The following is a 24,697-nucleotide window of genomic DNA, read 5'->3' as shown; positions in this document are numbered from 1 at the left end:
AATCGGGGCCGACTGTCCTGCCACGGCCGTGCGGCTGGAAATCACAGCGGGCCGTGCCCATATTCGACCACAATCGACCCACGAAGTTTCTGCAGGAGTGTCCATGAACAGCGATGCGTCCACCGCCGGGTCCGAGGGGCCCGCGATCACCCTCTACAGTTCCGCCATCTGCCCCTATTGCGTGGCCGCCAAGAACTTTCTCAAGAGCAAGGGCCAGTCCTGGACCGAAGTCCGCATCGACCTCGACCCCGAGGCGCGCACGCGCATGGTCGAGCGGACGGGCCGGACCAGCGTGCCGCAGATCTTCATCGGCGACACCCATGTCGGCGGCTACGACGACATGATCGCCTTGCACCGGGCCGGCGGGCTGCAGCCGCTGCTGGACGGCGCGGCATGAGCGGGTCCGACGCCGCCGGCGAAGCCGATCGCATCGCGGAGTTCACCGCCTTCCGCAAGCGGATGAACGAGCGCATCCTCGCCGAGCCGAACCAGGTCGTGCGGCGCTTCTTCGCGCTGGATACCCAGACCTACCAGGCCGGCGCGCTGGACGTGAAGACCAAGGAGCTGCTGGGGCTGGTCGCCTCGCTGGTCCTGCGCTGCGATGACTGCATCAGCTACCACGTGGCCCAGTGCCGCAACGCGGGCGTGAACCGCGACGAGATGTTCGAGGCGTTCTCCGTCGGGCTGGTCGTCGGTGGCTCAATCGTCATCCCGCACATGCGCCGGGCGGTGGACTTCCTCGACCGGCTGGAGCAGGGCGAGGAAGCCCCCCCGGAGCACGCGCACGACTGATCGGTGGGGCCAAACGGGGGTCCGGCGCGGTGGTTGCATCTGAAAGAATCACGCGTCTCAGGCATAATTGCGGGGCTAACCATTCGGCGGCGTACCTCCCCGACGCCCGCCCCCCAGCCGGAAGAGACCCCCTATGACCCAGACGATCACCGTCATCCGCGGCGATGGCATTGGCCCGGAAATCATGGACGCCACCCTGCACGTGCTCGACGCGATGCAACTGGGCCTGCAGTACGAGCAGGCCGACGCCGGCCTGGCCGCGCTGGAGAAGCACGGCGAGCTGATCCCGCAGGCGACGATGGACTCGATCCGCAAGAACCGCATCGCGCTGAAGAGCCCGCTGACCACCCCGGTGGGCGAGGGCTTCCGCTCGATCAACGTCGAGCTGCGCAAGCGTTTCGACCTGTACGCCAACGTGCGTCCGGCCAAGTCTTTCCCCAACACGAAGTCGCGCTTCCCCGGCGGTGTCGACCTGATCACCGTGCGCGAGAACACCGAGGGCGCCTACATCGGCGAGGGCCAGGAGCTGTCGGCCGACGGCGAGACCGCGCTGCTGACCCAGAAGGTCACGCGCCGCGGCTCCGAGCGGATCGTCCGCTACGCGTTCGAGCTGGCCCGCAAGACCGGCCGCAAGAAGGTCACCGTGGTGCACAAGGCGAACATCCTGAAGTCGACGTCGGGCCTGTTCCTGAAGACTGCGCGCGCGGTGGCGGAGGAGTATCCGGACATCCAGTGCGACGAGATGATCGTCGACGCCTGCTGCATGAAGCTGGTGATGTACCCGGAGAGCTTCGACATCATCGTCACCACCAACCTGTTCGGCGACATCATCTCCGACCTGTGTGCCGGCCTGGTGGGCGGCCTCGGCCTCGCGCCGGGCGCGAACATCGGTTCGGAGGCGGCGATCTTCGAAGCCGTCCACGGCACCGCGCCGGACATCGCCGGCCAGGGCAAGGCCAACCCCTGTGCGCTACTGCTCGGCGCGGCGCAGATGCTTGACCACCTCGGCCTGCCCGACAAGGCGACGGCGCTGCGTGAAGCCATCATCGCGACGCTGGAAGCGCAGGATTCGCTGACCCCCGACCTGGGCGGCACCGGCGACACCATGTCCTTTGCCCGGGCCATCGCCAGCCGCATCTGAGCCGGTCCCGAAGCACTTGACGCAGCACGGGGCGCCTTCGGGCGCCCCGTTTGCATTCGGACCACCGAGCATCGCCTCGACAGCCGTCCGGGACACCCCCAGAATCCCCATTCGAGTGGTATCCGGATATGGCGATGTCGACCCCGATCGAACCCGGCGTGCAGCCCAGCGCGCCCGCCCTGCTGCCCCTGCTGGTGTTCCTCGCGCTGTTCTTCGGTGCCGGCCTGTATTTCACCGCCAGCGGCGAGGCGATGGGCTTCTACCAACTGCATGCGCCGGTCGCGGTGCTGCCGGCCCTGGCGCTGGCGGCCTGGATGGCCTGGCGGCGCGGCATCCCGGCCATGGACACGCTGCTGGGCGGCATGGGCCATCCCAACGTGATGCTGATGTGCCTGGTCTTCCTGATGGCCGGGGCCTTCGCCACGGTCAGCAAGGAAGTAGGGGCGGTGGATGCGGTGGTCGGCCTGGGCCTGGGCGCCTTGCCGCCCGCGCTGATCCTGCCCGGCCTGTTCGTGGTCGCGGGCTTCATCGCGCTGGCGATCGGCACCTCGATGGGCACCATCGCCGCTGTGGTACCGGTCGCGCTGGGCGTCTCCGAGGCGGCGGGCCTCGATACCGGCCTGGTACTGGGAGCGGTGGTCGGCGGCGCGATGTTCGGGGACAACCTGTCGATCATCTCGGACACCACGATCGCCGCCACCCGCAGCCAGGGCTGCCGGATGGCCGACAAGTTCCGCGAGAACCTGCGCATCGCCCTGCCTGCCGCCGTGGCGACCGTGATCCTGCTGGCGCTGCTCGGCGATACGGCGCCCACGACGGCCCCGGACACGCTCGCCAGTCCGTGGCTGGTGCTGCCTTACGTGGCCGTCCTGGCGCTGGCCCTGGCGGGCGTGAACGTGGTCGTGGTCCTTGGCATCGGGCTCGTGCTGGCTGGCCTGATGGGGGCGTGGATCGGCGAGGAAGGCTATGACGCGATCAGCTTCGCCGACGACATCTACACCGGCTTCCTGGGGATGATCGAGATCACCTTGCTGGCACTGCTGATCGGCGGCCTGGCCGCGTTGACCCGGGCCAACGGCGGTCTGGCCTGGCTGGCCTCGACGATCGCCCGCTTCGCCCGCGGGCATACCGGGCGCCGGGCAGGGGAGACCAGCATCGCCGCGCTCGCGGCCGGCAGCGACGTGCTGACGGCGAACAACACCGTGGCGATCCTGATCAGCGGCGACCTCGCGCGCGACATCGCGGTCCAGCACGGCATCAGTGGCCGGCGTAGCGCCAGCCTGCTCGACGTGTTTTCCTGCGTGATGCAGGGCCTGCTGCCCTACGGCGCGCAGATCCTGCTCGCCGCATCGCTCGCCGGGCTTTCGCCCCTCGCCATCGCGGGTCAGGTCTACTACTGCTGGCTGCTCGCCCTCGCGGCGATCGTCGTGATGCTGTGGCCTTCGAAGCAGGCCGTCGTCGTCCAGCCCAGCTGAGCCTGGGCTGCATCACGCTCGAAAAGGCCCGGCGACGGGCTGGGCGTGCAGAAGGCAGCTGATCCGCCTTGCCCGGCGGCATCGCCGGGCCCTCAGTTGACAGGTTCTTCCCCCGATGGAGGGGAGATGCCAGGAGGAAGCCGATGACCCTGCGATTCGCGTGACACGCCGTGAAAATACGTCCATGTAGGCTCGGGCGCGGCTTGCTCGCCTGCGCAATCCTGCGCAGGCGGCAAGGCCGGGGTGGGCCATCCATGGCCCACCCGTCCGGCGCTGTGCGCCGGATCCATGCCGCGCACGGTCACGCAAACCCCAGGCTCACCGTCTTTGGGACAGAGGGCGGGCGCTTGAAGAAATGCCAACAGAAGCAGGTCTCCACACGCTTGCAGAAGGCGCCGACGGTCGGGATGGGGGGGTGCGGAGAGCAGGCCATGGATGGCTTGCACCCCGACTTTGCGACAGGACGTCGTCGGGAGGGCGGAGCAACCCCCATCCCGATGGGCGGTGACTCCGTCCGAAGCCGTCTTCCCGGACTTGGGTGAAGAACTAATAGAAAAGGCGCCCGGAGGCGCCTTGTCGTGTGCGAGCGTGGGCCGGGAGGCGTCAGCGTGACTGCAGCTTCGACAGCAGGCGCAGGAACTCCACGTAGAGCCACACCAGGGTCACCAGCAGGCCGAACGCGCCGTACCACTCCATGTACTTGGGGGCGCCGCGCTCCACGCCGGTCTCGATGAAGTCGAAGTCGAGGACCAGGTTGAGCGCCGCGATCACCACCACGAAGAGGCTGAAGCCGATGCCGACGATGCCGGACTCGTGGATCAGCGGGATCTGGATGCCGAAGAAGCCCAGCACCATGCTCGCCAGGTAGACCAGGAAGATGCCGCCGGTCGCCGCGACGATGCCGAGCTTGAAGTTCTCCGTCGCCTTGATCAGCCCCGAGCGGTAGGCGAACAGCAACGCGAACAGGGTGCCGAAGGTCAGGATCACCGCCTGCATGACGATGCCATCGAAGTACTGGTTGTACATCGCGGAAATCGCGCCGAGGAAGAAGCCTTCGACGATCGCGTAGAGCGGGGCGGTCACCGGGGCCCAGGTTTTCTTGAACACGGTGACGAGCGCGAGCACGAGCCCGCCGATCGCGCCGCCCCACAGGTAAGGGGCCGCGCCGACGGGGCCCTCCGGGGTGAATTCGACCTGGTTCCAGGCGAACGCAGCGGTGATCACGCACAACAGCAGCAGCACGCCGGTCTTGTTGATCGTGCCGTTGAGGGTCATGGCCTGGCTGTCGCCCTGGACGACGGTGCCGCTGGCGAGGTCGAGGAAGGTGGATTCCTTCAGGGCCGGATTGCCGCTTCGCATGCTTGCTCCTGGTATCGATCGGGTGAACGGGCGCAGTACCCGCAGCGGGAGCATACACGATGGCTCCCGTTCAGCCGCACCGGTCCCCCGCGTTGACAGGATGCCGGCCACGGCCCAGAATGGCCGGCCTTTCGCGGCGTTGGCGCGCAACGGAAGATCCGGCCTCGGGGCATAGCGCAGTCTGGTAGCGCATCTGCTTTGGGAGCAGAGGGTCGGGGGTTCGAATCCCTCTGCCCCGACCAACCCCGGCCAATGCCGGTTAAGATGCGGGCCCCGCGCCCGTAGCTCAACCGGATAGAGCATCGGCCTTCTAAGCCGACGGTTGCAGGTTCGAGTCCTGCCGGGCGCGCCAATGATCGTCGGAACCGTTTTTGTGGTGGCTGTAGCTCAGTTGGTTAGAGTACTGGATTGTGATTCCAGTGGTCGGGGGTTCGAATCCCCTCAGCCACCCCATCGATTGAACGCGGCGGAGTTTCGTCGCAAAGTGTTTGCGAAACGGGAACGGTCTGGTATAGTCCCGCTCCGCATTTGGGCCGTTAGCTCAGTTGGTAGAGCAGTTGACTCTTAATCAATAGGTCCAAGGTTCGAATCCTTGACGGCCCACCAAATCGAAGACACCCGGCCCCGGCCGGGTGTTTTTTTGTGTCCCGCCGGCCCGCCGCGCCTAGAATGCGAGGCGGTCGGCATCGCGAAAGTGGCGGAATTGGTAGACGCCCTGGATTTAGGTTCCAGTGCCGCAAGGCGTGGGGGTTCGAGTCCCCCCTTTCGCACCATCCCGGCCCCGACGCCCGGCCACGGTCCGCCGATCCGGACGGCGTGACTGGCAACCGGCGCGCAGATGGGCGAAAATATTCCGTTCCGCCGCCGCGTGGCCCGCGCCCGCGACGGCTCCAGGACAGCACAACAACATCGTGCCGCGGCAGGCAGCCCGGTAGCAGGAGTGGATATGCAAGTTTCGGTTGAATCCGTCGGCAACCTCGGGCGCCGCATGACCTTCAGCCTCCCGGCGGACCGCCTGGAGGAGCAGGTGGGTGGCCGCCTGCGCGAGATCGCGCGCGGCGCCAAGATCAAGGGGTTCCGCCCGGGCAAGGTGCCCGCCAAGGTGATCGAACAGCGCTTCGGCCAGCAGGTGCGTGCGGAGATCCTCGACGGCATGGTCCGCGAAGGTTTCGGCAACGCGCTGCGCGAGCAGGAGCTGAAGATCGCCGGCAACCCCAGCATCGAGCCGGCGACCGGCGATGACCTGGCCTACGTGGCCACGTTCGAGGTGGTTCCGGACTTCGGCGACATCGACGTCGAGAAGCTGACGGTCGTCCGCCACACCGCCGAGGTGTCCGACGAGGACATCGACACCATGATCGAGAACCTCCGCCTGCAGCGCCGCACCTGGAACGCCGTCGAGCGTGCCGCCGCGGAGGGCGATGCGGTCGAGGTCGAAACCTGGTCACAGGCGGGCGACCAGCGGGTCCCGGCCGAGGGCGTCGAGCGCGGCACCACCATCATCGGTTCGGGCACGATGTTCCCCGCCATCGAATCCGCGCTCGTCGGCCTGAAGACCGGCGACGAGAAGGCGGTCGACGTGGAATTCCCGGGCGACTGGCGGGTGCCGGCGTTCGCCGGCAAGCAGGTCCAGGTGCACCTCAAGGCGGTCAAGGTATCGGAGCCGGTGCTGCCGGAGGTCGATGCCGATTTCATCAAGAGCTTCGGCGTGAAGAGCGGCGACGTCGAGCAGTTCCGCAAGGACATCCGCAGCAACCTCGCGCGGGAGCTCAAGGGCGCCCTGATGACCCGCCTGCGCCGTGAGGTCGGCGAGCAGCTGATCGCCGCCTACAGCAGCGTCGAGATGCCGCCGAACCTGGTCGAGAACGAAGCGCGTTCGATGGCCCAGCAGGCCGCCGAGCAGGCGCGTCGCCAGGGACGCAAGATCGACGTCATCCCCGACGACGCGTACCTGGGCTTCACGGATCCGGCGCGCAAGCGCGTGCTGGTCGGCCTGCTGGTCGGCGAGGTCGCGCGTCGCAACGAACTGAAGCTGGACCCGGCGCGCCTCAACGAGACGATGAACCTGATCGCGTCCACCTACGAGGAGCCGGAGCAGGTCATCGAGCTGTACCGCAACGACCGCCAGCTGATGAACGGCCTGCAGGCGCGCGTGATGGAAGAGCAGGTGATCGACTGGATCGCCGAGCGCGCCCAGCACACCGAGCAGCCGCTGTCCTTCAGCGAAGCGATTCGCCAGTAACGCCAGGCCGGCCGCGCGCTGCGTGGCCGGACCCCGCCATGGCCGGCCCACCGGCATGCCTCGCGCATGGTCCGGGCCGGCCATTGCATTTCATGGTGCGCGCCCCTTGCGTCGCGCCGCGATTGGCCCCAAGTTGGGCGCATCGAAACCCAATTCCCGCAGGTGCCATGCTGATGGACAACCGGACCAAAGCCCTCAACCTCGTGCCGATGGTGGTCGAGCAGACCAGCCGCGGCGAGCGCGCGTACGACATCTACTCGCGCCTGCTGAAGGAGCGGGTGATCTTCCTGGTCGGGGGCGTCGACGACCACGTGGCCAACGTGATCGTCGCGCAGATGCTGTTCCTCGAAGCGGAGAACCCCGAGAAGGACATCAGCCTGTACATCAACTCGCCGGGTGGCATCGTCACCGCCGGCATGGCGATCTACGACACCATGCAGTACATCAAGCCGGACGTCAGCACGATCTGCGTGGGCCAGGCGGCCAGCATGGGCGCGCTGCTGCTGGCCTCGGGCGCGCAGGGCAAGCGCTACGCGCTGCCGAACTCGCGCGTGATGATCCACCAGCCGCTGGGGGGCTTCCAGGGCCAGGCCACCGACATCGACATCCATGCCCGCGAGATCCTGGGCATGCGCCAGCGCCTGAACGAGATCCTCTCCAAGCACACCGGCCAAGCGCTGGAAACCATCGCGCACGACACCGAGCGCGACAATTTCAAGGGCGCCGAGGCGGCCCGCGAGTACGGGCTGGTCGACCAGGTGCTGGAGCGGCGCCCCGAAGAGTCCATCCAGGCCGGGTGACCGGGGCCAGAAGGGCAGTTCCAGGTTGTTGATTCCAAAAGCATTTAGGCACGCGTCCCGGTATGGCTGCCATACCGGGACGCTGTGCTATTCTCGAATCGCGGCGGTCCGTGTACCGGCCCGCCCCGCGATCCACGCCACACGTATCATCCGGGCAAGAGCATGAGCGACGACCGACAGGGGCGCACACCCGCCGACAGCAACAAGATCCTTTACTGCTCGTTCTGCGGGAAAAGCCAGCACGAGGTCCGCAAGCTGATCGCGGGGCCCAGCGTGTTCATCTGCGATGAATGCGTGGAGCTGTGCAACGACATCATCCGCGAGGAGCTCGAGGAGAAGGCGCAGTCGGCACGCAGCCACCTGCCCAAGCCCAAGGAGATCCTCGAGGTCCTGGACCAGTACGTGATCGGGCAGCAGCGTGCGAAGAAGACCCTCGCCGTCGCCGTCTACAACCACTACAAGCGCATCGAGAGCCGGCAGAAGAACGACGACGTCGAGCTGGCGAAGTCCAACATCCTGCTGGTCGGCCCGACCGGCTCGGGCAAGACGCTGCTGGCCGAGACGCTGGCGCGGATGCTCAACGTCCCCTTCACCATGGCCGATGCCACCACGCTGACCGAGGCCGGCTATGTCGGCGAGGACGTGGAGAACATCATCCAGAAGCTTCTGCAGAAGTGCGACTACGACGTCGACAAGGCGCAGCAGGGCATCGTGTACATCGACGAGATCGACAAGATCTCGCGCAAGAGCGACAACCCGTCGATCACCCGCGACGTGTCGGGCGAGGGCGTGCAGCAGGCGCTGCTCAAGCTGATCGAGGGCACCGTGGCCAGCGTGCCGCCGCAGGGCGGCCGCAAGCACCCGCAGCAGGAGTTCCTGCAGGTCGATACCCGCAACATCCTCTTCATCGTCGGTGGCGCCTTCGCGGGCCTCGACAAGATCATCCGCCAGCGCAGCACCGAGGCCGGTGGCATCGGTTTCGGCGCCAAGGTCAAGAGTGCGGAGCGCAAGGTCGAGATCGGCAAGATCCTGGCCGAGGTCGAGCCGGAGGACCTGATCAAGTTCGGCCTGATCCCGGAGTTCGTCGGCCGCCTGCCGGTGGTCGCGACGCTTGAGGAGCTGGACGAGGCGGCCCTGGTCAAGATCCTGACCGAGCCCAAGAACGCGATCACCAAGCAGTTCCGCAAGCTGTTCGAGATGGAAGGCGTGGAGCTCGAGTTCCGCCCCGACGCGCTCACCGCGATCGCGCGCAAGGCGCTCAAGCGCAAGACCGGTGCGCGCGGCCTGCGCACGATCGTCGAGTCGGTACTGCTCGACACCATGTACGACCTGCCGTCGCAGGAGAACGTGAGCAAGGTGGTGGTGGACGAGTCGGTCATCGACCACAAGTCCGAGCCCTACCTGATCTACGAGGCGCCGCCTGCGGCGCCCAAGGTGGCCGCGGCCGACTGAGGCCCGGGTCCGTTGTTGTCCGGCACGCCGCCCCCAGGGGCGGCGTTTTCGTTGGTCGGCCTGTCGCCGGGGCGCCATCCGTCCGATTTCACGCGCCATTCCCGCGCCACGCCGCGAGTCCGTGACCGGACTGCTTGCATCATGGGGCGGCTACCCCCATAACCGACGCATGGGCCCTGGCCCACCGGCCTGTGCGGATCCGCGCGGCCCGAAACCCGTACTGGAGTTCCCATGACCGATTCCCCCGACCGCGAGACACTTGACCTGCCGGTGCTGCCGCTGCGCGACGTCGTCGTGTTCCCGCACATGGTCATCCCGTTGTTCGTCGGCCGAGACAAGTCGATCCGCGCGCTGGACGTGGCGATGGAGGCCGACAAGCGCATCCTGCTGGTCGCGCAGAAATCGGCCGAAGTGGACGACCCCACCGCGGACGACCTGTACGCCACCGGCACGCTGGCCCACGTGCTCCAGCTGCTGAAGCTTCCCGACGGCACCATCAAGGTGCTGGTGGAGGGTGTGTCGCGCGTGCGCGTGGACGCGATCAACGCGGTGGACGGCTTTCTGGCGGGCCAGGCGGAAGTCGTCGAGCCCGGGTTCGACCGGGAAGACCGCGAGCTGGAAGCGATCAGCCGCTCCCTGATGGGCCTGTTCGAGCAGTACGTGAAGACCAACCGGAAGCTGCCCCCCGAGCTGATCCAGACGCTCGCCGGCATCGACGAGCCGGGGCGCCTCGCGGACACCATCGCGGCGCACCTGGGCGTGCGCCTGGCCGACAAGCAGAAGCTGCTGGAAACCCACGGCATCGGCGAGCGCCTGGAGCAGCTGGTCGGCCTGGTCGACGGCGAGATCGACGTGCAACAGCTCGAGAAGCGCATTCGCGGCCGGGTCAAGTCGCAGATGGAGAAGAGCCAGCGCGAGTACTACCTCAACGAGCAGATGAAGGCGATCCAGAAAGAGCTCGGCGAGATGGACGACGCCCCCAACGACGTCGACGAACTCACCCGCAAGATCGCCGAGGCGGGCATGCCCAAGCCGGTCGAGGCCAAGGCACGCAACGAACTCAACAAGCTGAAGCAGATGTCGCCGATGTCGGCCGAGGCGGCCGTCGTGCGCAACTACCTGGACTGGGTGCTGGGCGTGCCGTGGAAGAAGCGCAGCAAGGTGCGCAAGGACCTCAAGGCCGCGCAGGACGTGCTTGATGCCGACCATTTCGGCCTGGAGAAGGTCAAGGAGCGGATCCTCGAGTACCTGGCCGTGCAGACCCGGGTGAAGCAGATGAAGGGCCCGATCCTGTGCCTGGTCGGCCCGCCGGGCGTGGGCAAGACCTCGCTCGGCCAGAGCATCGCCAAGGCGACCAACCGCAAGTTCGTGCGGATGTCGCTGGGTGGCGTGCGCGACGAGGCCGAGATCCGCGGCCACCGCCGGACCTACGTCGGCTCCATGCCGGGCCGCATCGTCCAGAACCTCAACAAGGCGGGCACGAAGAACCCGCTTTTCATGCTGGACGAGATCGACAAGATGTCGATGGACTTCCGCGGCGATCCGTCTTCCGCGCTGCTGGAAGTGCTGGACCCGGAGCAGAACAACGCCTTCAACGACCACTACCTCGAGGTCGACCTCGACCTGTCCGAGGTGATGTTCATCGCGACCTCCAACTCGCTCAACATCCCCGGCCCGCTGCTGGACCGGATGGAGGTCATCCGCATCCCGGGCTACACCGAGGAAGAGAAGCTCAACATCGCGATGCGCTACCTGTTGCCCAAGCAGATCAAGGCGAACGGGTTGAAGGACGGAGAGATCAAGGTCTCCGAGGCCGCGTTGCGCGACCTTGTCCGCTACTACACCCGTGAGTCCGGCGTGCGCAGCCTCGAACGCGAGGTGGCGAAGATCTGTCGCAAGGTGGTCACCGAGATCGCGCTGGCCGGGCCTGCCGCGCCGAAGGGTGGGGCGAAGAAGAATGCCGTCAGCATCACGCCGAAGAACCTGGACAAGTACCTGGGCGTGCGACGGTACGATTTCGGTCGCGCGGAAGAAGAGAACGAGATCGGCCTGGTGACCGGACTGGCTTGGACGGAGGTCGGTGGCGACCTCCTGCAGATCGAGTCCACCCTGGTTCCCGGCAAGGGCCAGCTGCTGCTGACGGGGCACCTGGGCGACGTGATGAAGGAGTCCGCATCGGCGGCCCTGTCGGTGGTGCGGGCACGCACGGAGAGCCTGGGCATCGACCTGGACTTCCTGCAGAAGCATGACGTGCACGTGCACGTGCCCGAGGGGGCGACACCCAAGGACGGTCCCAGCGCGGGCACCGCGATGGCGACTTCGCTCGTGTCGATGCTCACGCGCAATCCGGTGCGGGCCGAGGTGGCGATGACCGGTGAAATCACGCTTCGCGGTCGCGTGCTCCCCATCGGCGGCTTGAAGGAAAAGCTGCTCGCGGCGCTGCGCGGCGGCATCACCACCGTCATCATTCCCGAGGAGAACCGGAAGGATCTCGTCGACCTGCCGAAGGCGGTCACGCAGGGCCTGGACATCAAGCCGGTCAAGTGGATCGACGAAGTGCTGGAAATCGCGCTTGAACGGCCGGTGTCGCCGGCCCCGGTCTCCGGCCCCGCCGATGTGCCGGTGCGCCGGCGAGGCAAGCAGACCTCGCAGGCGGACGTCAAGCATTGATCGTGTCCGCTGGTCGGAATTGCCGTCGGAGGGCTGAAAGCCGCGTGGTTGCTGGCTTTCCGGCTTGCGCCTTTCGCGCGGCCACTGGTATAACGACCGCAACCGCGCCGGTCGTCATGCCGCATGATGTAGAGCGTGGTCACCTCGATCTACCGCGTCTTCCGGGTGCATGACCCGGGCCAAGGGGCGCGTCGATCTTCAGAACAATGCGGCCATGTCCGCAAAGGGAGTCAAAACGAATGAACAAGGCTGAGCTTATTGAGGCCGTCGCCGAGGCCGCCGAACTGTCCAAGACCGATGCCGCGGCCGCCGTCGACGGCGTCGTCAGCGTGGTCACCAAGGCGCTGAAGAAGGGCGACACCGTGACGCTGGTCGGCTTCGGTACCTTCCAGGTCCGCAAGCGCGCCGCGCGTCAGGGTCGCAACCCGAAGACGGGCGAGACCATCAAGATCAAGGCTTCGAAGAATCCTGCATTCAAGGCTGGCAAGGCGCTGAAGGATGCAGTAAACTAACGAGCTCGGCCGGCGGCACTGGTCGAAGCGGGTGAAAACCCGCGGGACGGTGCCGACGGACACACCGGGTGCTTAGCTCAGTGGTAGAGCGTCTCCCTTACAAGGAGAGGGTCGGGGGTTCGAAACCCTCAGCACCCACCAGGCATCCAGTGTCCGGGAAGCAAAGCCCGGAAACAGTTTCAAGCGCGGAGCGGTAGTTCAGCTGGTTAGAATGCTGGCCTGTCACGCCGGAGGTCGCGGGTTCGAGTCCCGTCCGCTCCGCCAGTCGTACCCGAGGGCGCCCTTGCGGGCGCCTTCGCATTGAGTGAGGGCCGTTGTTTCCCGTTGGCGCTGGAAAGCGCGGGAAGTGGCGGCCAGGGCGAGGCCCCAGGGCATCGCCATGCTGCAGGTTCAAGGCGCGGAGCGGTAGTTCAGCTGGTTAGAATGCTGGCCTGTCACGCCGGAGGTCGCGGGTTCGAGTCCCGTCCGCTCCGCCATTCCATGCAACGGCACCCCGTCCCGCGGGGTGCCGTTTTCTTTTGCGTCCCTGCATCGCCGGCCCGTGGATACCTGCCCGACGCACGGGCCATGCAAAGGCCTGGCGGGGCTTCGCCCGGCGCTGAAGCGCGGTAGACTGTCGGGCTTCCGCATTGATGCGACTCGAAACATGCTGCAGAAACTCCGCGAAAAATCCTCCGGCCTGCTCGGCACCATCGTCATTGCGATCCTGATCGTGCCCCTGGCGCTTTTCGGCATCGACCAGTACCTCGTGCAGGGCGGCAACAGCACCGCGGCACGTATCGAGGCGCCGCCGCGCTGGTGGCCGGCCGCGCCGTCGTGGTGGCCGGCCTCGATGCTGTGGCAGGAAGAAGTCATCACTGTCCAGGAGTTCAGCCAGGCTTTCGACCAGGAACGCAGCCAGCGTCGTGCCCAGCAGGGCGATGCCTTCGATCCGCGCGCATTCGAGAGCCTGGACAGCAAGCGCGAGGTGCTCGAGAAGCTGGTCGACCAGCGCGTGCTGAAGATCGCCGCGTACGACGACGGCGTGGTCGCCAGCGACGCGCTCGTTCGCAGCACGATCCAGGACATCCCGGCGTTCCAGGTGGATGGCAGCTTCGATGCGCAGCGTTACCAGATGGCCCTGGCGTCGCAGGCCCAGACGCCGAAGCAGTTCGAGGCGACGATCCGTGACGGCCTGCAGGTCACGCTGGTTCCGGTGGGCGTCCAGGACAGCAGCTTCGTGACCCGTGCGGAGATGGAGCGCCTGGTCCGCCTTATCGGGGAGCGGCGGGACGTGCAGTTGCTGCTGGTGCCGCCGGCCGAGGATACCGCGGCGGTCAGCGATGCCGACGCACAGGCCTGGTACGAGGCGCATCCCGAGGATTTCCTTTCCCAGGAAACGGTGACGATCGAGTATGTCGACGTGGACGCGCGCAACCTGCCGGCCCCCGCCGCGGCGAGCGAGGCGGTCCTGCGCGCGCGTTACGAAGACGAGAAAGCCCGTTTCGTCGAACCCGAGGAACGTCTCGCCTCGCATATCCTGATCGAAGTGCCGGCGGATGCCGACGACGCCGCGCGCAAGGCGGCGGAGGACAAGGCGCGTGCACTGGCGAGCGAAGCCCGCGCCGACGGCGCCGATTTCGCGGCGTTGGCACAGGCGAACAGCGATGACGCGGGTTCGGCCGACATGGGCGGCGACCTGGGCTGGGTGGGCAAGGACATGATGGTCGCGCCGTTCGAGGAAGCGCTGTTCGGGATGGCGGCCCCGGGTGTCAGCGAACCGGTCGAGACCGAGTTCGGCTGGCACGTGATCCAGCTGCGCGAGATCAAGGCGGGGGCGCAGGAGCCCTTCGAGCAGGTCCGCGACACGCTGGCGCGCGAACAGGCCGAAGCCGATCGCGCCAGCGCGGCCAACGAGTTGGTGACGCGCGTCGTCGACCAGATCTACAAGAACCCCAATGACCTGTCCGGCGTCGCATCCGCGACGGGCCTGGACGTGCAGACCGTCGGTCCGGTCGCGCGGGATGCGAGCGACGGCGTACTGGCGTTCCCGGCCGTCAAGCGCGAGGCGTTCGACGAGGTATTGATCCAGGACGGCACGATCAGCGATCCGGTCGAAATCGAAGCCGGTCGCCATGTCGTACTGCGCGTGACCGCCCACCAGGCGTCGTCCACCCAGCCGCTCGATGCGGTTCGCGAGACGGTCGATGCCGCGGTGCGTGCGGATCGTGCGCGGAAAGCCGCCCGTCGCCAGGGGGCCGCGTTGCTGGGGCGCCTCAAGGCGGGCGAGACGCTCGCTTCGGTGGCCGAATCGAAAGGTCTGGCGGAGCCGAACCCGATACCGGGCCTGCAGCGTGGCATGCCGGTTCCCAACGAAGCCATCAACCGGGCGATGTTTGCTGCGCAGGCACCCTCGGGCGAGGCGCCGACCCCCGGAATGGAAGTCATGGAGGACGGCACCATCGCGCTTTTCGTCATCGAGGCCGTGACGCCGGGCGACGACACGGCGATCAATGCGGCACAGAGCGAGATGCTGAAAGGCCAGCTCGAGCAGGTCAGGGGCTACGATGATGCGCAGGCATACACGCGCAGCCAGCGCCTGCGAATGCAGGTCAGGGTGTTCGAGGAGAACCTTTGAGGCGCGCTTGCCCTCCAACGTAGAACGACGAAGCCCCGGCCATGGACCGGGGCTTTTTTCATCCGGCGACGGTGGGTCCGACGCGCGCGTGCGCCGGACCCCGGATCATCAGTCGGCGTCGCCGATGCCGGTCATGCCGAGGATGTTGTACCCGGCATCCACGTAGGTGATCTCGCCGGTGATACCGGACGCGAGGTCCGAGCACAGGAAGGCAGCGGCATTTCCGACGTCCTCGATGCTGACGGTGCGGCGAAGCGGTGCGTTTTCTTCCACGTGGCCCAGGATCTTGCGGAAGCCGGCGATGCCGGATGCCGCGAGTGTCTTGATCGGACCGGCCGAAATCGCATTGACCCGGGTGCCGTCCGGGCCAAGGTTGTAGGCGAGGTACCGCACGCTGGCCTCCAGGCTGGCCTTGGCGACGCCCATCAGGTTGTAGCCGGCCAGTGCCCGCTCGGCGCCGAGGTAGCTCAGGGTCAGGACCGCGCCATTGCGTCCCTGCATCAGGGGCCGCGCGGCCTTGGCGAGCGCCGACAGCGAGTACGCCGAGATGTCGTGCGCCAGTGCGAAGTTCTCGCGCGTCAGGCCGTCAAGGAACTGGCCGGCGATCGCCTCGCGGGGGGCGAACGCAATCGCGTGCACCACGATGTCCAGGCTGTCCCACCGCTTTCCCAGGTCGGAGAAGCAGGCGTCGATCTGGGCATCGTCGGTCACGTCGAGGGGCAGCACGATGTCACTGCCGTACTCGCTGGCCGCGGCTTCGACCCGCGACTTCAACTTGTCGTTCTGGTAGGTGAAGGCCAGTTCGGCGCCTTCCCGGTGCATCGCCTCGGCAATGCCGCTGGCGATCGAGCGCTGGCTGGCGATGCCGGTGATGAGTGCGCGCTTGCCTTGCAGGAAACCCATGGAAACTCCCTCGGTGGTGGGGCGGGACGCGCATGCGGTCCGCCGGGAGCCCCAAGTCTACTGGCCTGAACTATCGAGGGGGAGCCGTATGGTCGCCTTCGGCGGTCAGCTGGAGCCGTTGGCCGACCCGGAGCACGCTGTCGCGCTGCAGGTTGTTGCGTTGGAGCAGTTCGTCCAGTTGCAGATCGTATCGGCGCGCGATGGTCCACGGGTTCTCGCCCCGGGCCACCGTATGCACGCGCGGGTGGGCCGTACGATCGACATCCGCTTCGTCCAGGGGGGCGTCCGCTGCCACCGCGGCCGAGGCGTCGGCCAGGGTGGTGGTGCGCGCGGCGTCGGCAGGCCCCGCCACGCCGAGCAGCCAGGTCTCGCCGCTGCCCGGTCGGCGGATGCGACCATCGGCATGGATCGGATTGAGGCGTTCCAGCCGCGCCGTGCTCTGCCCGGCTTCCGCCGCGAAGGCTTCGATGCTCCGCGTGCCTGCAGGGACGGGCAGGGGCTGCAAGCGGGCGACCGGGCGGTCGACCGCGCGAAGCCAGTCGGCGTCTTCACCGGCATCGACGATCAGGCAGGACAGGGCGTGGATCTTGCGTACATACGCCTGGGTGATGCCGGGCATGCCCGGCAGGTCCTGCGGGCTCGCATCGCGGACTTCGACGCCTGCCCGCTTGAGCGCCCCGAACACGCGGTACTCGCCCGCGTTGTAGGCCATCACGGCCAGCCGCCAGTCGCCTCCGAACATGCCATGCAGGGTCTTGATGTAGCGAACCGCCGCACGGGTGGAGTCCACCGGCGAGAGGCGACCGTCGTACTGGCCGGTGATCGGCACCTGATGGTTGCGCGCGGTGACCTTGATCATCTGCCACATGCCGGCGGGCCCTGCCGGGCTGCGGGCTGCGGGCTTGTAGCCGCTCTCGACGAACGGGATGAGGGCGTATTCGGTGGGAAGGTGGTTGCGACGCAGCTCATCCACCACGTACCCGAAGAGGGGCAGCAGGCCATCCCCCTGCTGGGCGAGACGATCGGGCGCGTGCGCGAAGTGGCGGCTCCAGCGCTCGCTGACGCCGGTGCTGCACTGCTGGTCGGACAGGCCGCTGCTGAAGGCCTCGAAGATCTCCCGGCCGCTGCGCTGGCCGGCCGGGAGGGGGGCGGGCGAGGGATCGCCTGAAACGGCGGCAAGCGGTTCGACGGCGCCGGCGGGCGCGGGCGCGGATTCGGCGGCCCATCCGCTGCCGGCCAGCAGGCACAGGCCGATGCCTGAAACGGCGCGGGCGAGGCGCCCGTGGAGCCGGCTCATCCGGCGAACCCGTCTTTCCAGCGCCGCAGGGCGGCGAAGGTTCCGGTCGCATCCCCTGCCGGGCGGCCCAGCCATCCGGCCACCGCATTGACCACCGCCTGTGCGTCGCAACGCAGGAACGGATTGCAGGCGCGCTCGCTGGCAAGCGTGCTGGGCAGGCTGGGGTGTCCGGATTCGCGCATGGCCTGGGCCTCCTCGGTGCGGCGTTGCAGGGCCGCATTGTCGGGGTCCACCGCACGCGCGAAGGCGGCGTTGGACAGGGTGTACTCGTGGCCGCAGCAGACGGCGGTCGCGTCGGGCAAGGCGGCCAGGCGCATCAGTGATGCGTGCATCTGATCCGGCGTACCTTCGAACAGCCGCCCACACCCCAGGCTGAACAAGGTATCCCCGCAGAACAGCCAGCCGCCGCCGGTGCCGCCCGTGTCCGGTTCCGTCACATGGAACGCGAGGTGGCTGAGCGTGTGGCCGGGAACGGCCAGTACCGTGACCTCCAGGCCCAACAACTCGAGCCGGTCGCCCTCGGCCAAGGTGCGCACCGGGACTTCGATGCGCCCGTCCGCGGGGCCGAATACCGGCAGGTGGGGCCAGCGCGCGAGCAGTGCGGCGGTACCGTCCACGTGGTCGTAGTGATGGTGCGTGAGCAGGATGGCAACGGGTTCCAGGCCGGCCGCGGCGGCCTCCAGGACCGGGGCGGCTTCGCCGGGGTCGACCACGATGGCGCGACCGGTAGCGTCCGCCAGCGTCCAGATGTAATTGTCCTGTCGCGAAGGCAGGGCTCGCAGCCGCATGGTGACGCTCCGTTGCATTTGCGCGGGATCCGGGCTGTACTGCGGCTGACTGCTCCGATACGGCCCGACCGGTACCGCCGACCATGCCCCCGCATCGTCCCCTGCGTCAACCTGGCATCCCGAAAGCGGGACCGGAGTGGTTTTCCGGCCTGGACGGGCAAGGACTGCTCGCGGCGGAGTCCCGGGCGATGGCACGCATGCTGGCGGGGATCCCTGCATTGCCTTGGGTCTGGCTCGGGGTACCAGGCGCGGAGCCGCCCCAGCGCGACATCGGCCGGGGTATCTGCCTGCGGCGCGAGGCGCGGGGATTTAGGGGGGATGTCCGGGCCGCGCTGCCGTGGCCGCTGGCCAACGAGAGCTTCGGCGCGATCCTGGTGCAACATGCGCTCGATGACGCGTATGGCGATACGCGGGCGGTGCTGGAGGAATGCAGGCGGGTCCTCGCACCGGGAGGGGTGCTGTGGCTGGCGACTTTGAACCCCTGGAGCCCGTACCGGACACGCTGGTGGCGCAGTGGCCTGGGCGCCCATGGTCCGGGCTACTGGCAGGCGGCCCTGCGGCGCGCCGGATTTTCGGTCGATGCGGTCAGCCTGCAGTGGCTGGGGCCCCTCTGGTACCCGGACGACGACGACGCGGGCATCGGTGCAGCCGACCGGCTGCGTGCGGGCATTGCGCTGACCGTGACCAAGCGTGTGCACGCCGCGATTCCCCCGGGGGCGGTCCGCAAACTCAGACTGCAGCCCGGCGTGGGCGCGATGCGCGCCCCGCTGCGGATCGTGGCCCGCTCGGAGGGGGTGGACTCACAGCCGTCGCCCGGCCCGCCATAATGTCTGGATGACATCCGAATCGAAAAAGTCCGTCGAGGTCCATACCGACGGCGCCTGCCTGGGCAATCCGGGGCCCGGTGGCTGGGCGGCATTGCTGCGCTACCAGGGCCGGGAGCGCGAACTGAGCGGTGGCGAAACCGATACCACCAACAACCGCATGGAGCTGATGGCGGCGATCATGGGGCTGGAGTCCCTGAAAGAGTCCTGCAGCGTCGTCCTGACCACGGACTCCCAGTACGTCCGCCAGGGGATCACCCAATGGATGGCGAACTGGGTGCGCCGTGGCTGGAAGACCGCCGGTGGCGATCCGGTCAAGAACCGCGACCTGTGGGAGCGCCTGCACGCCGCGGCCGGCCGGCACCGGGTGGACTGGCGCTGGGTCAAGGGCCACTCGGGCGATCCGGACAACGAGCGCGTCGATGGGCTCGCCCGCGACCAGGCGTTGAAGTTCAAGGCGGCACGCTGACGACGCGATCGCGGGGTGACAGGCCCGGGCCCGACAGGGCACAGTGGGCGCCTCCAAGCACCCACGAATTCCATGCGCCAGGTCATCCTCGATACTGAAACCACCGGCCTGAGGTGGGAACGCGGCAACCGCGTGGTCGAGATCGGGTGCGTTGAGTTCCTGGAGCGACGTCCGACCGGTCGCACCTTCCACCGTTATCTGAATCCCCGCCGCGAGTTCGAAGCCGGTGCGCAGGAAGTCACGGGACTGACGCTGGAGTTCCTGGCCGACAAGCCCGTGTTCGAAGACGTCGCCCAGGAGTTCCTGGATTTCGTGAAGGGCGCGGAGCTGGTCATCCACAACGCCGCGTTCGACGTCGGGTTCCTGGACAACGAGTTGCGCCTGGCCGGTCGCGAGTACGGCAAGCTGGCGGACCATTGCGCGATCGAGGACTCCCTGCTGCTCGCGCGGCAGCGGTTCCCGGGCCAGCGCAACTCGCTCGATGCCCTGTGCAAGCGCCTCGGCGTCGACAACACGCACCGGCAGTTGCACGGCGCGCTGCTGGATGCGCAGTTGCTGGCCGAGGTCTATATCGGCCTGACGTCGGGGCAGGAAGAGATCGGTTTCGGCGATACGGCCGAGGCAGCCGGTCCCGCGAGCGCCGGGCTGGGCATGTTCAGGGGGCAGGGGACACAGCCACGCCCGCGCGTGGAAGTGCCGCCAGAGGACATGGCCGCCCACCAGGCCCGCTTGGCCACGCTGCGGAGCAAGGCCGGGCACGCCGTGTGGGACGCGCCGGAAACGGACCTGCCGGTTGCGGGCTGAGGGGCGACGGGTCCGCCAGCCACGCGGGGCGAACCTCAGTGGCTGCGGACGAGCACCACGGTGATGTTGTCGGAGCCGCCTCCGTCCAGAGCAGCCGCCACCAGGGTGTCGACGCATTCCTGGGCGCTGCAGTCCTGCTGGGCTAGGACGCGGCTGATCGTGCCGTCCTCGACCTCCTCGGTCAGGCCGTCGCTGCAAAGCAGCAGTTGCATCCCCGGCCGCAGTTCCCCCGTCATGGTCTCGACGTTCAGGTTGCGGGGGTCGGTGACCCCCAGGGCCTGGGTCACGACGTTGCGGTGCGGATGTTTTCGCGCCTGCTCATGGGTGATCGCACCGTTCGCGATCAGCTCCTGCACGTAGCTGTGGTCCTGGGAAAGCTGGACGAGTTGGCCATCGCGCCATAGATACACGCGGCTGTCACCGACCCACGCGACTTCGAACCGGTGGCTTTGCACGCGCGCGGCGACCACCGTGGTGCCCATGGGGAGCGCATCGTGCCTTCGCCGCGAACTGCGGATGATCTCTTCGTCGGCAATGCGGATGGCCTGGATCAGCGGCGTCCCGTCGCGGACCTCGCGCACGATGGTCTCGCGGGCCAGCGCGCTGGCGACTTCACCGTACTCGTGGCCGCCCATGCCGTCGGCGACCAGCCACAGCCCCATCTCGGTGTCGCCGTAATAGGTGTCTTCGTTGAGTTCACGGCGCAGGCCGGCATGCGTCAGGTGTCCGAATTCAATCATGGGCTGGGCACGCCGGTCGCGTCATGGCCTCGCTGGAAGGGTCAACGGAATCTTCGACGGCATCCGGCCGGGACGCAAGCGCGGGCATCGCCGCCGCCGCCGCGCAGGTCCGGGCGGCCACGAAAAACGCCCCCTTGCGGGGGCGGTTCCGGTATCTGGCGGAGAGGGGGGGATTCGAACCCCCGAGGCGCTATTAACGCCTGCCTGATTTCGAGTCAGGTACATTCAACCGCTCTGCCACCTCTCCGGTGTCCCGTCGGCAACGCCAACGGGCGCGGGGGCGCCATCATACGGTCCGCGGCGGACGCCGGCAAGGGTGTCGATGCAGGCGTGGCCGGGGCGTCAAGCCGCGGTGCAGCCGGGCGCGATACACTGGCCGCTCCGTTCATGAAGGTCGCTCCGATGTCCGAGATCCTGGTCCCCGTATCCTTTGGTGAGCTGCTGGACAAGATCGCGATCCTGCAGATCAAGTCGGAGCGGATGACCGACGAGGCCAAGCTCGCGAACGTGCGCAACGAGCTGTCGGCGCTGGAGCGGACGTGGATGGCGCATCCGGCGGCAGGCAACGACGTCGTCCGCCTGAGGGCCGACCTCAAGGCAGTGAACGAGCGCCTGTGGGAGATCGAGGACGACATCCGGCTCAAGGAGAAGGCCCAGGCCTTCGACGAGGAATTCGTCCGCCTGGCCCGCAGCGTCTACTTCGAGAACGACACCCGCGCGCGGATCAAGAAGGACATCAACCTGGCACTGGGCTCGTCCTACGTCGAGGAGAAGTCCTACCAGAACTATGGTACCGGCAGCGGGACGGCCTGAAGGCGCGACTCAACGCGCCAAGGCATAGGCGGCCACGGCGAAGGCAAGCAGCGCGGCGGTCACGGCGACCGTCGACAGCAGCTGTGCCCGTGCCAGGCGCTTCTCCTGCGCGCCGAGCGCATGACGCAGGCCGAGCAGGGTCGTTTCGAGCTGCTGCGAGGCGCCGGTCAGGCCCTGCAGGGTCTGCTCCATCTCGGACGCCAGGGTCTTGATCGCCTGGTCGTTCTGCAACACGGCGTCCTGCAGTTCCGCGATCTGCTTGGGAACCTGCGACGGTTCCGCGTTGCGGGTGAAGATCGGCCGCGCCGCGCGAACGAGTTCGGGCAGCAGCGGGGCCATGACGGTGAACCAGGATGCCATCAGCGCATCTCCTTCGGGGTCGGGTGGTCGGCGCGGAAGCGCTCGAACGCGGCGATCGCATCTTCGACGGTGACGAGGTCCATCACGCCTTCGTTCTCGATCTTGGTGCCCCAGCGGATGGCGTCCGCGGGCTTGCCGAGAAAACGGCGCGCGGCGTCGTCATAACGGTCTACGCAATAGCGGCGGTCGCTGTAGGGGCCGCTCCGGTGCGGATTGCTGGCGGCGTGGAGGCCCAGCACGCGCGTCCCCATGGCGTTGGCGATGTGCATCGGGCCGGAGTCCGGGGTGACGAGCAGGTCCGCGCGGGCCAGCAGGGCCGGCAGTTGTTTCAAGGTGTCCTTGCCGACCAGGTCGAGGGCCGGGTGCGACATCGCGCCGCGGATCGCGTCGGCGGTCTGCCTTTCCAGCGGGCTGCGGCCGCCGCAGATCACGATGCGCCAGCCCAGCGCGGCGGCATGGTCGGCCAGCGCGGCGTGCCGTTCGGGTCGCCAGTTCCGGCGTTCGTGGCTGGAGCAGGGCGAGACCATCAGGGTGGGGCGACCGTCCCGTTCCCATTGCGCGGCGGCCCATGCATGGGCTTCCGCCGGCACCGGGAGTTCCCAGCGGACTTCGTCGCGCACGATACCCAAGGGTTCCGAAAAACTGCCCAGCAGGTCGAGCACGTGTTGCCGCGGGCGCTCGGGGATGCGTTCGTTGACGAAGAGCCCGTGCAGTTCCTTCGCGCGTTCGCGGCCGTAACCGATCCGGCGACGGGCCGGGACGAAGCCGGACAGGACGTTGGCCCGGAGGGCCAGCTGCATCTGCAGCAATGCATCGAAGCGGCCGTCGGGCCCCAGCCGCTCCCGCAACGTCCGGTGCAGCGCGCGCATGCCGGCAAGTCCCGTCTTCTTGTCGTATTCGATGAAGTCGACCCCGGGCAGGCCTTCAAGCAGGCGATGCTCGCCGCGTCCGATGACCCACGACAGCCTCAGGTCCGGCCGGGCACTGCGAAGGGTGTGCACGAGGGGCAGGACGTGGGTCACGTCGCCGAGCGCTGAGAGCCTGAGCAGGCAAAGGGAACGAAGGGCTTCGGGCATGGGTGAACGGGGCGTTTGAATTGTTAGACTCCGGGGACGATGACCGGATACGACGCTACCGAGGGCCTGACGCCATTCCGCGACGGCGACGGCTATGGCGCGATTCTCTTCGACCTCGAACGCCTGCGGCAAGTTGGACCCGAATGGTTCTCCCCTGGGTTCTGGGGCGACAAGGCGCGCGCGGTCGAAAGCGGCGGCCGGGGCGGCGCGTGGTTCGTGGACACGCCGGTGGGCCCCGCGGTGCTGCGCAGGTACCTGAGGGGGGGCATGGCCGCGCAGTTGAGCCGCGACCGTTACCTGTGGCACGGCTCGAACCGCACGCGCAGCTTCGCCGAGTTCCGCCTGGCGCGCAGCGTGATCAAGCGGGGGCTGCCGGTGCCCCGTCCGATCGCGGCCTACTACCGTCGGGAGGGCTTCCGCTACCAGGCGGCGATCCTGCTCGATCGCATCGACGACGTGCGGTCACTGGCCGACCGGGCCACGGTGGCCGCCGATGGCGCCCCATGGGAAGCCGCGGGCCGCCTGGTCGCGCGGACCCACCGCGTCGGCCTGGACCATGCCGACCTCAATGCACACAACCTGCTGTTCAACGCGGCGGGCAACGGGTGGGTGATCGACCTCGACCGGGGGGCGCTGCGCATTCCCGCCACCGGCTGGCGCGAGCGCAACCTCGCGCGGCTCCGGCGGTCGCTGCTGAAGCTGCGCGGGGAACGCAGCCCGGACGAGGTGCTGCACGATTTCCAGCGGCTGCGGTCGGCCTACGACGCCGTGTGGGCGCGGGGATATTGAAGTGGGCGCGCGTTCCGCCTGGCACTTGCGGTTGCAGGGGGTGGGCAGTGCGTCCGCCGTCGAGCTCGGCTCGGCGATGGCGACCGTCGAGCGCGAGGGCCTGCCCTGGCTGTCCATCGATTGCGGCGGCGAGGGCCTGACCGCGTTCCTGGCCCACTACGGCGCGCCACCGCGCGCACTGTTCGTCACCCATACCCACCTGGACCATGTGGCCGGTTTCGAGCGGCTGTTCGTCGAGAGCTGGTTCGATCCGGCCTGGCGGGGACGGGTACGGGTCTACGTGCCCGCGCCCCTCGTCCCGCTGCTGCACCAGCGGGTCGGCAGCTATCCCAACGCGCTCGCCGAGGGCGGCGTGAACTTCTGGGACGCGTTCCACGTGATCCCGGTCGGCAACCATTTCTGGCACGAAGGCCAGCGACTCGAGGTATTCCCGACGCGCCACCACTGGCCCGATACGGCATTCGGACTGCGCCTGCGAGGGAGTCTGGTCTGGACCGGCGACACCCGTCCGATTCCGGAACAGCTCGCACGCGCCGCCGACGCGGGCGAACTCATCGCGCACGACTGCGGCCTGACCGGCAACCCGTCGCACAGCGGCATCGACGATCTCGAGCGCGAGTATCCGGCGGCCCTGCTGTCGCGTTGCGTGTTGTATCACTATGCCAGCCAGGCCGATGGCGAAGCGCTGGAGGCGCGCGGCCATCGCATCCTGCGGCCCGGCGAGCTCCTGCCGCTGGCGGATCCGGTGGCCTTGCCGGTGGAGCACACGTGAGC

At 67.9% G+C, this 24,697-nt stretch carries 23 protein-coding genes and 9 tRNA genes; 24 read left to right on the top strand and 8 right to left on the bottom strand.

The annotated features are described in order from the left end of the window. Positions 1-103 precede the first annotated feature (103 nt). The 4 genes from grxC to H4F99_RS11355 all read left to right on the top strand — a co-directional run bounded on the left by grxC (position 104) and on the right by H4F99_RS11355 (position 3,408). The gene (grxC, locus tag H4F99_RS11370; RefSeq protein WP_182669850.1) at positions 104-397 is read left to right on the top strand and encodes a glutaredoxin 3; all 294 of its coding nucleotides are present in this window, start codon (positions 104-106) and stop codon (positions 395-397) included. After that, entirely contained in the window at positions 394-792 is a 399-nt protein-coding gene (locus H4F99_RS11365; RefSeq protein ID WP_182669849.1) for a carboxymuconolactone decarboxylase family protein, read from the top strand. Before grxC ends, H4F99_RS11365 begins: the two co-directional genes overlap by 4 nt. A gap of 133 nt (positions 793-925) precedes the next feature. Further along, positions 926-1,933, top strand: coding sequence for an isocitrate dehydrogenase (locus tag H4F99_RS11360; protein ID WP_182669848.1), 1,008 nt, complete (start codon positions 926-928; stop codon positions 1,931-1,933). Positions 1,934-2,067: 134 nt separating this feature from the next. Further along, positions 2,068-3,408 (top strand): Na+/H+ antiporter NhaC family protein, encoded by a 1,341-nt coding sequence (locus H4F99_RS11355; protein WP_182669847.1) that lies wholly within the window; start codon positions 2,068-2,070, stop codon positions 3,406-3,408. A gap of 603 nt (positions 3,409-4,011) precedes the next feature. Here the strand turns inward: H4F99_RS11355 and H4F99_RS11350 are convergent. Further along, the gene (locus H4F99_RS11350; protein ID WP_182669846.1) at positions 4,012-4,767 is read right to left on the bottom strand and encodes a Bax inhibitor-1/YccA family protein; all 756 of its coding nucleotides are present in this window, start codon (positions 4,765-4,767) and stop codon (positions 4,012-4,014) included. A gap of 165 nt (positions 4,768-4,932) precedes the next feature. Here H4F99_RS11350 and H4F99_RS11345 point away from each other — a divergent pair. From H4F99_RS11345 to H4F99_RS11280, 14 genes are all read left to right on the top strand, one after another. After that, a tRNA-Pro gene (locus H4F99_RS11345) sits at positions 4,933-5,009 on the top strand. Between the two features lie 33 nt (positions 5,010-5,042). Beyond that, positions 5,043-5,119, top strand: a tRNA-Arg gene (locus H4F99_RS11340). 24 nt (positions 5,120-5,143) lie between these two features. After that, positions 5,144-5,220: transfer RNA gene (locus H4F99_RS11335), tRNA-His, on the top strand. Positions 5,221-5,297: 77 nt separating this feature from the next. Beyond that, positions 5,298-5,373, top strand: a tRNA-Lys gene (locus tag H4F99_RS11330). An 82-nt stretch (positions 5,374-5,455) separates the two neighbouring features. Further along, positions 5,456-5,540: transfer RNA gene (locus H4F99_RS11325), tRNA-Leu, on the top strand. A gap of 173 nt (positions 5,541-5,713) precedes the next feature. Continuing rightward, positions 5,714-7,009, top strand: coding sequence for a trigger factor (gene tig / locus H4F99_RS11320; protein ID WP_182669845.1), 1,296 nt, complete (start codon positions 5,714-5,716; stop codon positions 7,007-7,009). A 173-nt stretch (positions 7,010-7,182) separates the two neighbouring features. Continuing rightward, complete coding sequence (clpP, locus tag H4F99_RS11315; RefSeq protein ID WP_182669844.1) at positions 7,183-7,809, top strand: ATP-dependent Clp endopeptidase proteolytic subunit ClpP; 627 nt, start codon at positions 7,183-7,185, stop codon at positions 7,807-7,809. A 162-nt stretch (positions 7,810-7,971) separates the two neighbouring features. Further along, positions 7,972-9,261 carry an ATP-dependent Clp protease ATP-binding subunit ClpX gene (clpX, locus tag H4F99_RS11310; protein WP_182669843.1) on the top strand — a complete coding sequence of 430 codons (1,290 nt, stop codon included), beginning with the start codon at positions 7,972-7,974 and terminating at the stop codon, positions 9,259-9,261. Positions 9,262-9,492: 231 nt separating this feature from the next. Next, positions 9,493-11,931: an endopeptidase La gene (lon, locus tag H4F99_RS11305; protein ID WP_182669842.1), complete on the top strand. Its 2,439-nt coding sequence runs from the start codon at positions 9,493-9,495 to the stop codon at positions 11,929-11,931. A gap of 239 nt (positions 11,932-12,170) precedes the next feature. Continuing rightward, positions 12,171-12,443, top strand: coding sequence for an HU family DNA-binding protein (locus tag H4F99_RS11300; protein WP_182669841.1), 273 nt, complete (start codon positions 12,171-12,173; stop codon positions 12,441-12,443). Positions 12,444-12,509: 66 nt separating this feature from the next. Continuing rightward, positions 12,510-12,584 (top strand) — tRNA-Val (locus tag H4F99_RS11295). A gap of 46 nt (positions 12,585-12,630) precedes the next feature. Continuing rightward, positions 12,631-12,707, top strand: a tRNA-Asp gene (locus H4F99_RS11290). A 135-nt stretch (positions 12,708-12,842) separates the two neighbouring features. Continuing rightward, positions 12,843-12,919: transfer RNA gene (locus H4F99_RS11285), tRNA-Asp, on the top strand. Positions 12,920-13,089: 170 nt separating this feature from the next. Further along, complete coding sequence (locus tag H4F99_RS11280) at positions 13,090-15,060, top strand: SurA N-terminal domain-containing protein (RefSeq protein ID WP_182669840.1); 1,971 nt, start codon at positions 13,090-13,092, stop codon at positions 15,058-15,060. 108 nt (positions 15,061-15,168) lie between these two features. Here the strand turns inward: H4F99_RS11280 and H4F99_RS11275 are convergent, their stop codons facing one another. From H4F99_RS11275 to gloB, 3 genes are all read right to left on the bottom strand, one after another. Next, positions 15,169-15,963, bottom strand: coding sequence for an enoyl-ACP reductase FabI (locus tag H4F99_RS11275; RefSeq protein ID WP_182669839.1), 795 nt, complete (start codon positions 15,961-15,963; stop codon positions 15,169-15,171). A 70-nt stretch (positions 15,964-16,033) separates the two neighbouring features. Continuing rightward, the gene (locus H4F99_RS11270; RefSeq protein ID WP_182669838.1) at positions 16,034-17,260 is read right to left on the bottom strand and encodes a lytic transglycosylase domain-containing protein; all 1,227 of its coding nucleotides are present in this window, start codon (positions 17,258-17,260) and stop codon (positions 16,034-16,036) included. Further along, positions 17,257-18,048: a hydroxyacylglutathione hydrolase gene (gene gloB / locus H4F99_RS11265; protein WP_182669837.1), complete on the bottom strand. Its 792-nt coding sequence runs from the start codon at positions 18,046-18,048 to the stop codon at positions 17,257-17,259. The genes H4F99_RS11270 and gloB overlap by 4 nt, the downstream gene beginning before the upstream one ends. Positions 18,049-18,236: 188 nt before the next feature. On the opposite strand from gloB, the gene H4F99_RS11260 reads away from it, so the two are divergent. From H4F99_RS11260 to dnaQ, 3 genes are all read left to right on the top strand, one after another. After that, complete coding sequence (locus H4F99_RS11260) at positions 18,237-18,875, top strand: class I SAM-dependent methyltransferase (RefSeq protein ID WP_182669836.1); 639 nt, start codon at positions 18,237-18,239, stop codon at positions 18,873-18,875. A gap of 7 nt (positions 18,876-18,882) precedes the next feature. Continuing rightward, complete coding sequence (gene rnhA / locus H4F99_RS11255; protein ID WP_182669835.1) at positions 18,883-19,341, top strand: ribonuclease HI; 459 nt, start codon at positions 18,883-18,885, stop codon at positions 19,339-19,341. 72 nt (positions 19,342-19,413) lie between these two features. Then, positions 19,414-20,145 carry a DNA polymerase III subunit epsilon gene (gene dnaQ, locus H4F99_RS11250; protein ID WP_182669834.1) on the top strand — a complete coding sequence of 244 codons (732 nt, stop codon included), beginning with the start codon at positions 19,414-19,416 and terminating at the stop codon, positions 20,143-20,145. 35 nt (positions 20,146-20,180) lie between these two features. Here the strand turns inward: dnaQ and H4F99_RS11245 are convergent, their stop codons facing one another. Continuing rightward, entirely contained in the window at positions 20,181-20,885 is a 705-nt protein-coding gene (locus H4F99_RS11245; RefSeq protein WP_182669833.1) for a PP2C family protein-serine/threonine phosphatase, read from the bottom strand. 156 nt (positions 20,886-21,041) lie between these two features. Further along, positions 21,042-21,132 (bottom strand) — tRNA-Ser (locus tag H4F99_RS11240). Positions 21,133-21,287: 155 nt separating this feature from the next. Here H4F99_RS11240 and H4F99_RS11235 point away from each other — a divergent pair. After that, a complete protein-coding gene (locus tag H4F99_RS11235; protein WP_182669832.1) occupies positions 21,288-21,698 on the top strand; it encodes a DUF6165 family protein in 411 nt (136 codons plus the stop codon). Positions 21,699-21,707: 9 nt separating this feature from the next. Here the strand turns inward: H4F99_RS11235 and H4F99_RS11230 are convergent, their stop codons facing one another. Further along, positions 21,708-22,058, bottom strand: a complete 351-nt coding sequence (locus H4F99_RS11230; protein ID WP_182669831.1) for a hypothetical protein — start codon at positions 22,056-22,058, stop codon at positions 21,708-21,710. Then, a complete protein-coding gene (locus H4F99_RS11225; protein WP_182669830.1) occupies positions 22,058-23,134 on the bottom strand; it encodes a glycosyltransferase family 9 protein in 1,077 nt (358 codons plus the stop codon). The genes H4F99_RS11230 and H4F99_RS11225 overlap by 1 nt, the downstream gene beginning before the upstream one ends. Before the next feature lie 39 nt (positions 23,135-23,173). Between H4F99_RS11225 and H4F99_RS11220 the strand changes: the two genes are divergently transcribed. Together H4F99_RS11220 and H4F99_RS11215 are read left to right on the top strand one after the other, a co-directional pair. Continuing rightward, positions 23,174-23,923, top strand: a complete 750-nt coding sequence (locus H4F99_RS11220; RefSeq protein WP_182669829.1) for a 3-deoxy-D-manno-octulosonic acid kinase — start codon at positions 23,174-23,176, stop codon at positions 23,921-23,923. A 1-nt stretch (position 23,924) separates the two neighbouring features. Continuing rightward, positions 23,925-24,695: an MBL fold metallo-hydrolase gene (locus H4F99_RS11215; protein ID WP_343064202.1), complete on the top strand. Its 771-nt coding sequence runs from the start codon at positions 23,925-23,927 to the stop codon at positions 24,693-24,695. The last annotated feature ends 2 nt before the right edge of the window (positions 24,696-24,697 follow it).

The organism is Marilutibacter penaei (genome assembly GCF_014145395.1).
GTDB lineage: Bacteria > Pseudomonadota > Gammaproteobacteria > Xanthomonadales > Xanthomonadaceae > Marilutibacter > Marilutibacter penaei.
Note: the sequence above shows the minus strand (reverse complement) of the source record. Positions and strands in the feature narration are given on the sequence as shown.

Excerpts from the sequence above, each read along its gene's own strand:
- H4F99_RS11275 (WP_182669839.1), bottom strand. The coding sequence starts at position 15,963 with ATGGGTTTCCTGCAAGGCAAGCGCGCACTCATCACCGGCATCGCCAGC.
- H4F99_RS11260 (WP_182669836.1), top strand. The coding sequence starts at position 18,237 with ATGGCACGCATGCTGGCGGGGATCCCTGCATTGCCTTGGGTCTGGCTC.
- H4F99_RS11355 (WP_182669847.1), top strand. The coding sequence starts at position 2,068 with ATGTCGACCCCGATCGAACCCGGCGTGCAGCCCAGCGCGCCCGCCCTG.
- H4F99_RS11230 (WP_182669831.1), bottom strand. The coding sequence starts at position 22,058 with ATGGCATCCTGGTTCACCGTCATGGCCCCGCTGCTGCCCGAACTCGTT.
- clpX (WP_182669843.1), top strand. The coding sequence starts at position 7,972 with ATGAGCGACGACCGACAGGGGCGCACACCCGCCGACAGCAACAAGATC.
- gloB (WP_182669837.1), bottom strand. The coding sequence starts at position 18,048 with ATGCGGCTGCGAGCCCTGCCTTCGCGACAGGACAATTACATCTGGACG.
- H4F99_RS11225 (WP_182669830.1), bottom strand. The coding sequence starts at position 23,134 with ATGCCCGAAGCCCTTCGTTCCCTTTGCCTGCTCAGGCTCTCAGCGCTC.
- H4F99_RS11220 (WP_182669829.1), top strand. The coding sequence starts at position 23,174 with ATGACCGGATACGACGCTACCGAGGGCCTGACGCCATTCCGCGACGGC.
- H4F99_RS11270 (WP_182669838.1), bottom strand. The coding sequence starts at position 17,260 with ATGAGCCGGCTCCACGGGCGCCTCGCCCGCGCCGTTTCAGGCATCGGC.
- H4F99_RS11280 (WP_182669840.1), top strand. The coding sequence starts at position 13,090 with ATGCTGCAGAAACTCCGCGAAAAATCCTCCGGCCTGCTCGGCACCATC.
- H4F99_RS11245 (WP_182669833.1), bottom strand. The coding sequence starts at position 20,885 with ATGATTGAATTCGGACACCTGACGCATGCCGGCCTGCGCCGTGAACTC.
- clpP (WP_182669844.1), top strand. The coding sequence starts at position 7,183 with ATGGACAACCGGACCAAAGCCCTCAACCTCGTGCCGATGGTGGTCGAG.
- grxC (WP_182669850.1), top strand. The coding sequence starts at position 104 with ATGAACAGCGATGCGTCCACCGCCGGGTCCGAGGGGCCCGCGATCACC.
- H4F99_RS11300 (WP_182669841.1), top strand. The coding sequence starts at position 12,171 with ATGAACAAGGCTGAGCTTATTGAGGCCGTCGCCGAGGCCGCCGAACTG.
- H4F99_RS11350 (WP_182669846.1), bottom strand. The coding sequence starts at position 4,767 with ATGCGAAGCGGCAATCCGGCCCTGAAGGAATCCACCTTCCTCGACCTC.
- H4F99_RS11235 (WP_182669832.1), top strand. The coding sequence starts at position 21,288 with ATGTCCGAGATCCTGGTCCCCGTATCCTTTGGTGAGCTGCTGGACAAG.
- H4F99_RS11360 (WP_182669848.1), top strand. The coding sequence starts at position 926 with ATGACCCAGACGATCACCGTCATCCGCGGCGATGGCATTGGCCCGGAA.
- H4F99_RS11365 (WP_182669849.1), top strand. The coding sequence starts at position 394 with ATGAGCGGGTCCGACGCCGCCGGCGAAGCCGATCGCATCGCGGAGTTC.
- dnaQ (WP_182669834.1), top strand. The coding sequence starts at position 19,414 with ATGCGCCAGGTCATCCTCGATACTGAAACCACCGGCCTGAGGTGGGAA.
- rnhA (WP_182669835.1), top strand. The coding sequence starts at position 18,883 with ATGACATCCGAATCGAAAAAGTCCGTCGAGGTCCATACCGACGGCGCC.
- lon (WP_182669842.1), top strand. The coding sequence starts at position 9,493 with ATGACCGATTCCCCCGACCGCGAGACACTTGACCTGCCGGTGCTGCCG.
- tig (WP_182669845.1), top strand. The coding sequence starts at position 5,714 with ATGCAAGTTTCGGTTGAATCCGTCGGCAACCTCGGGCGCCGCATGACC.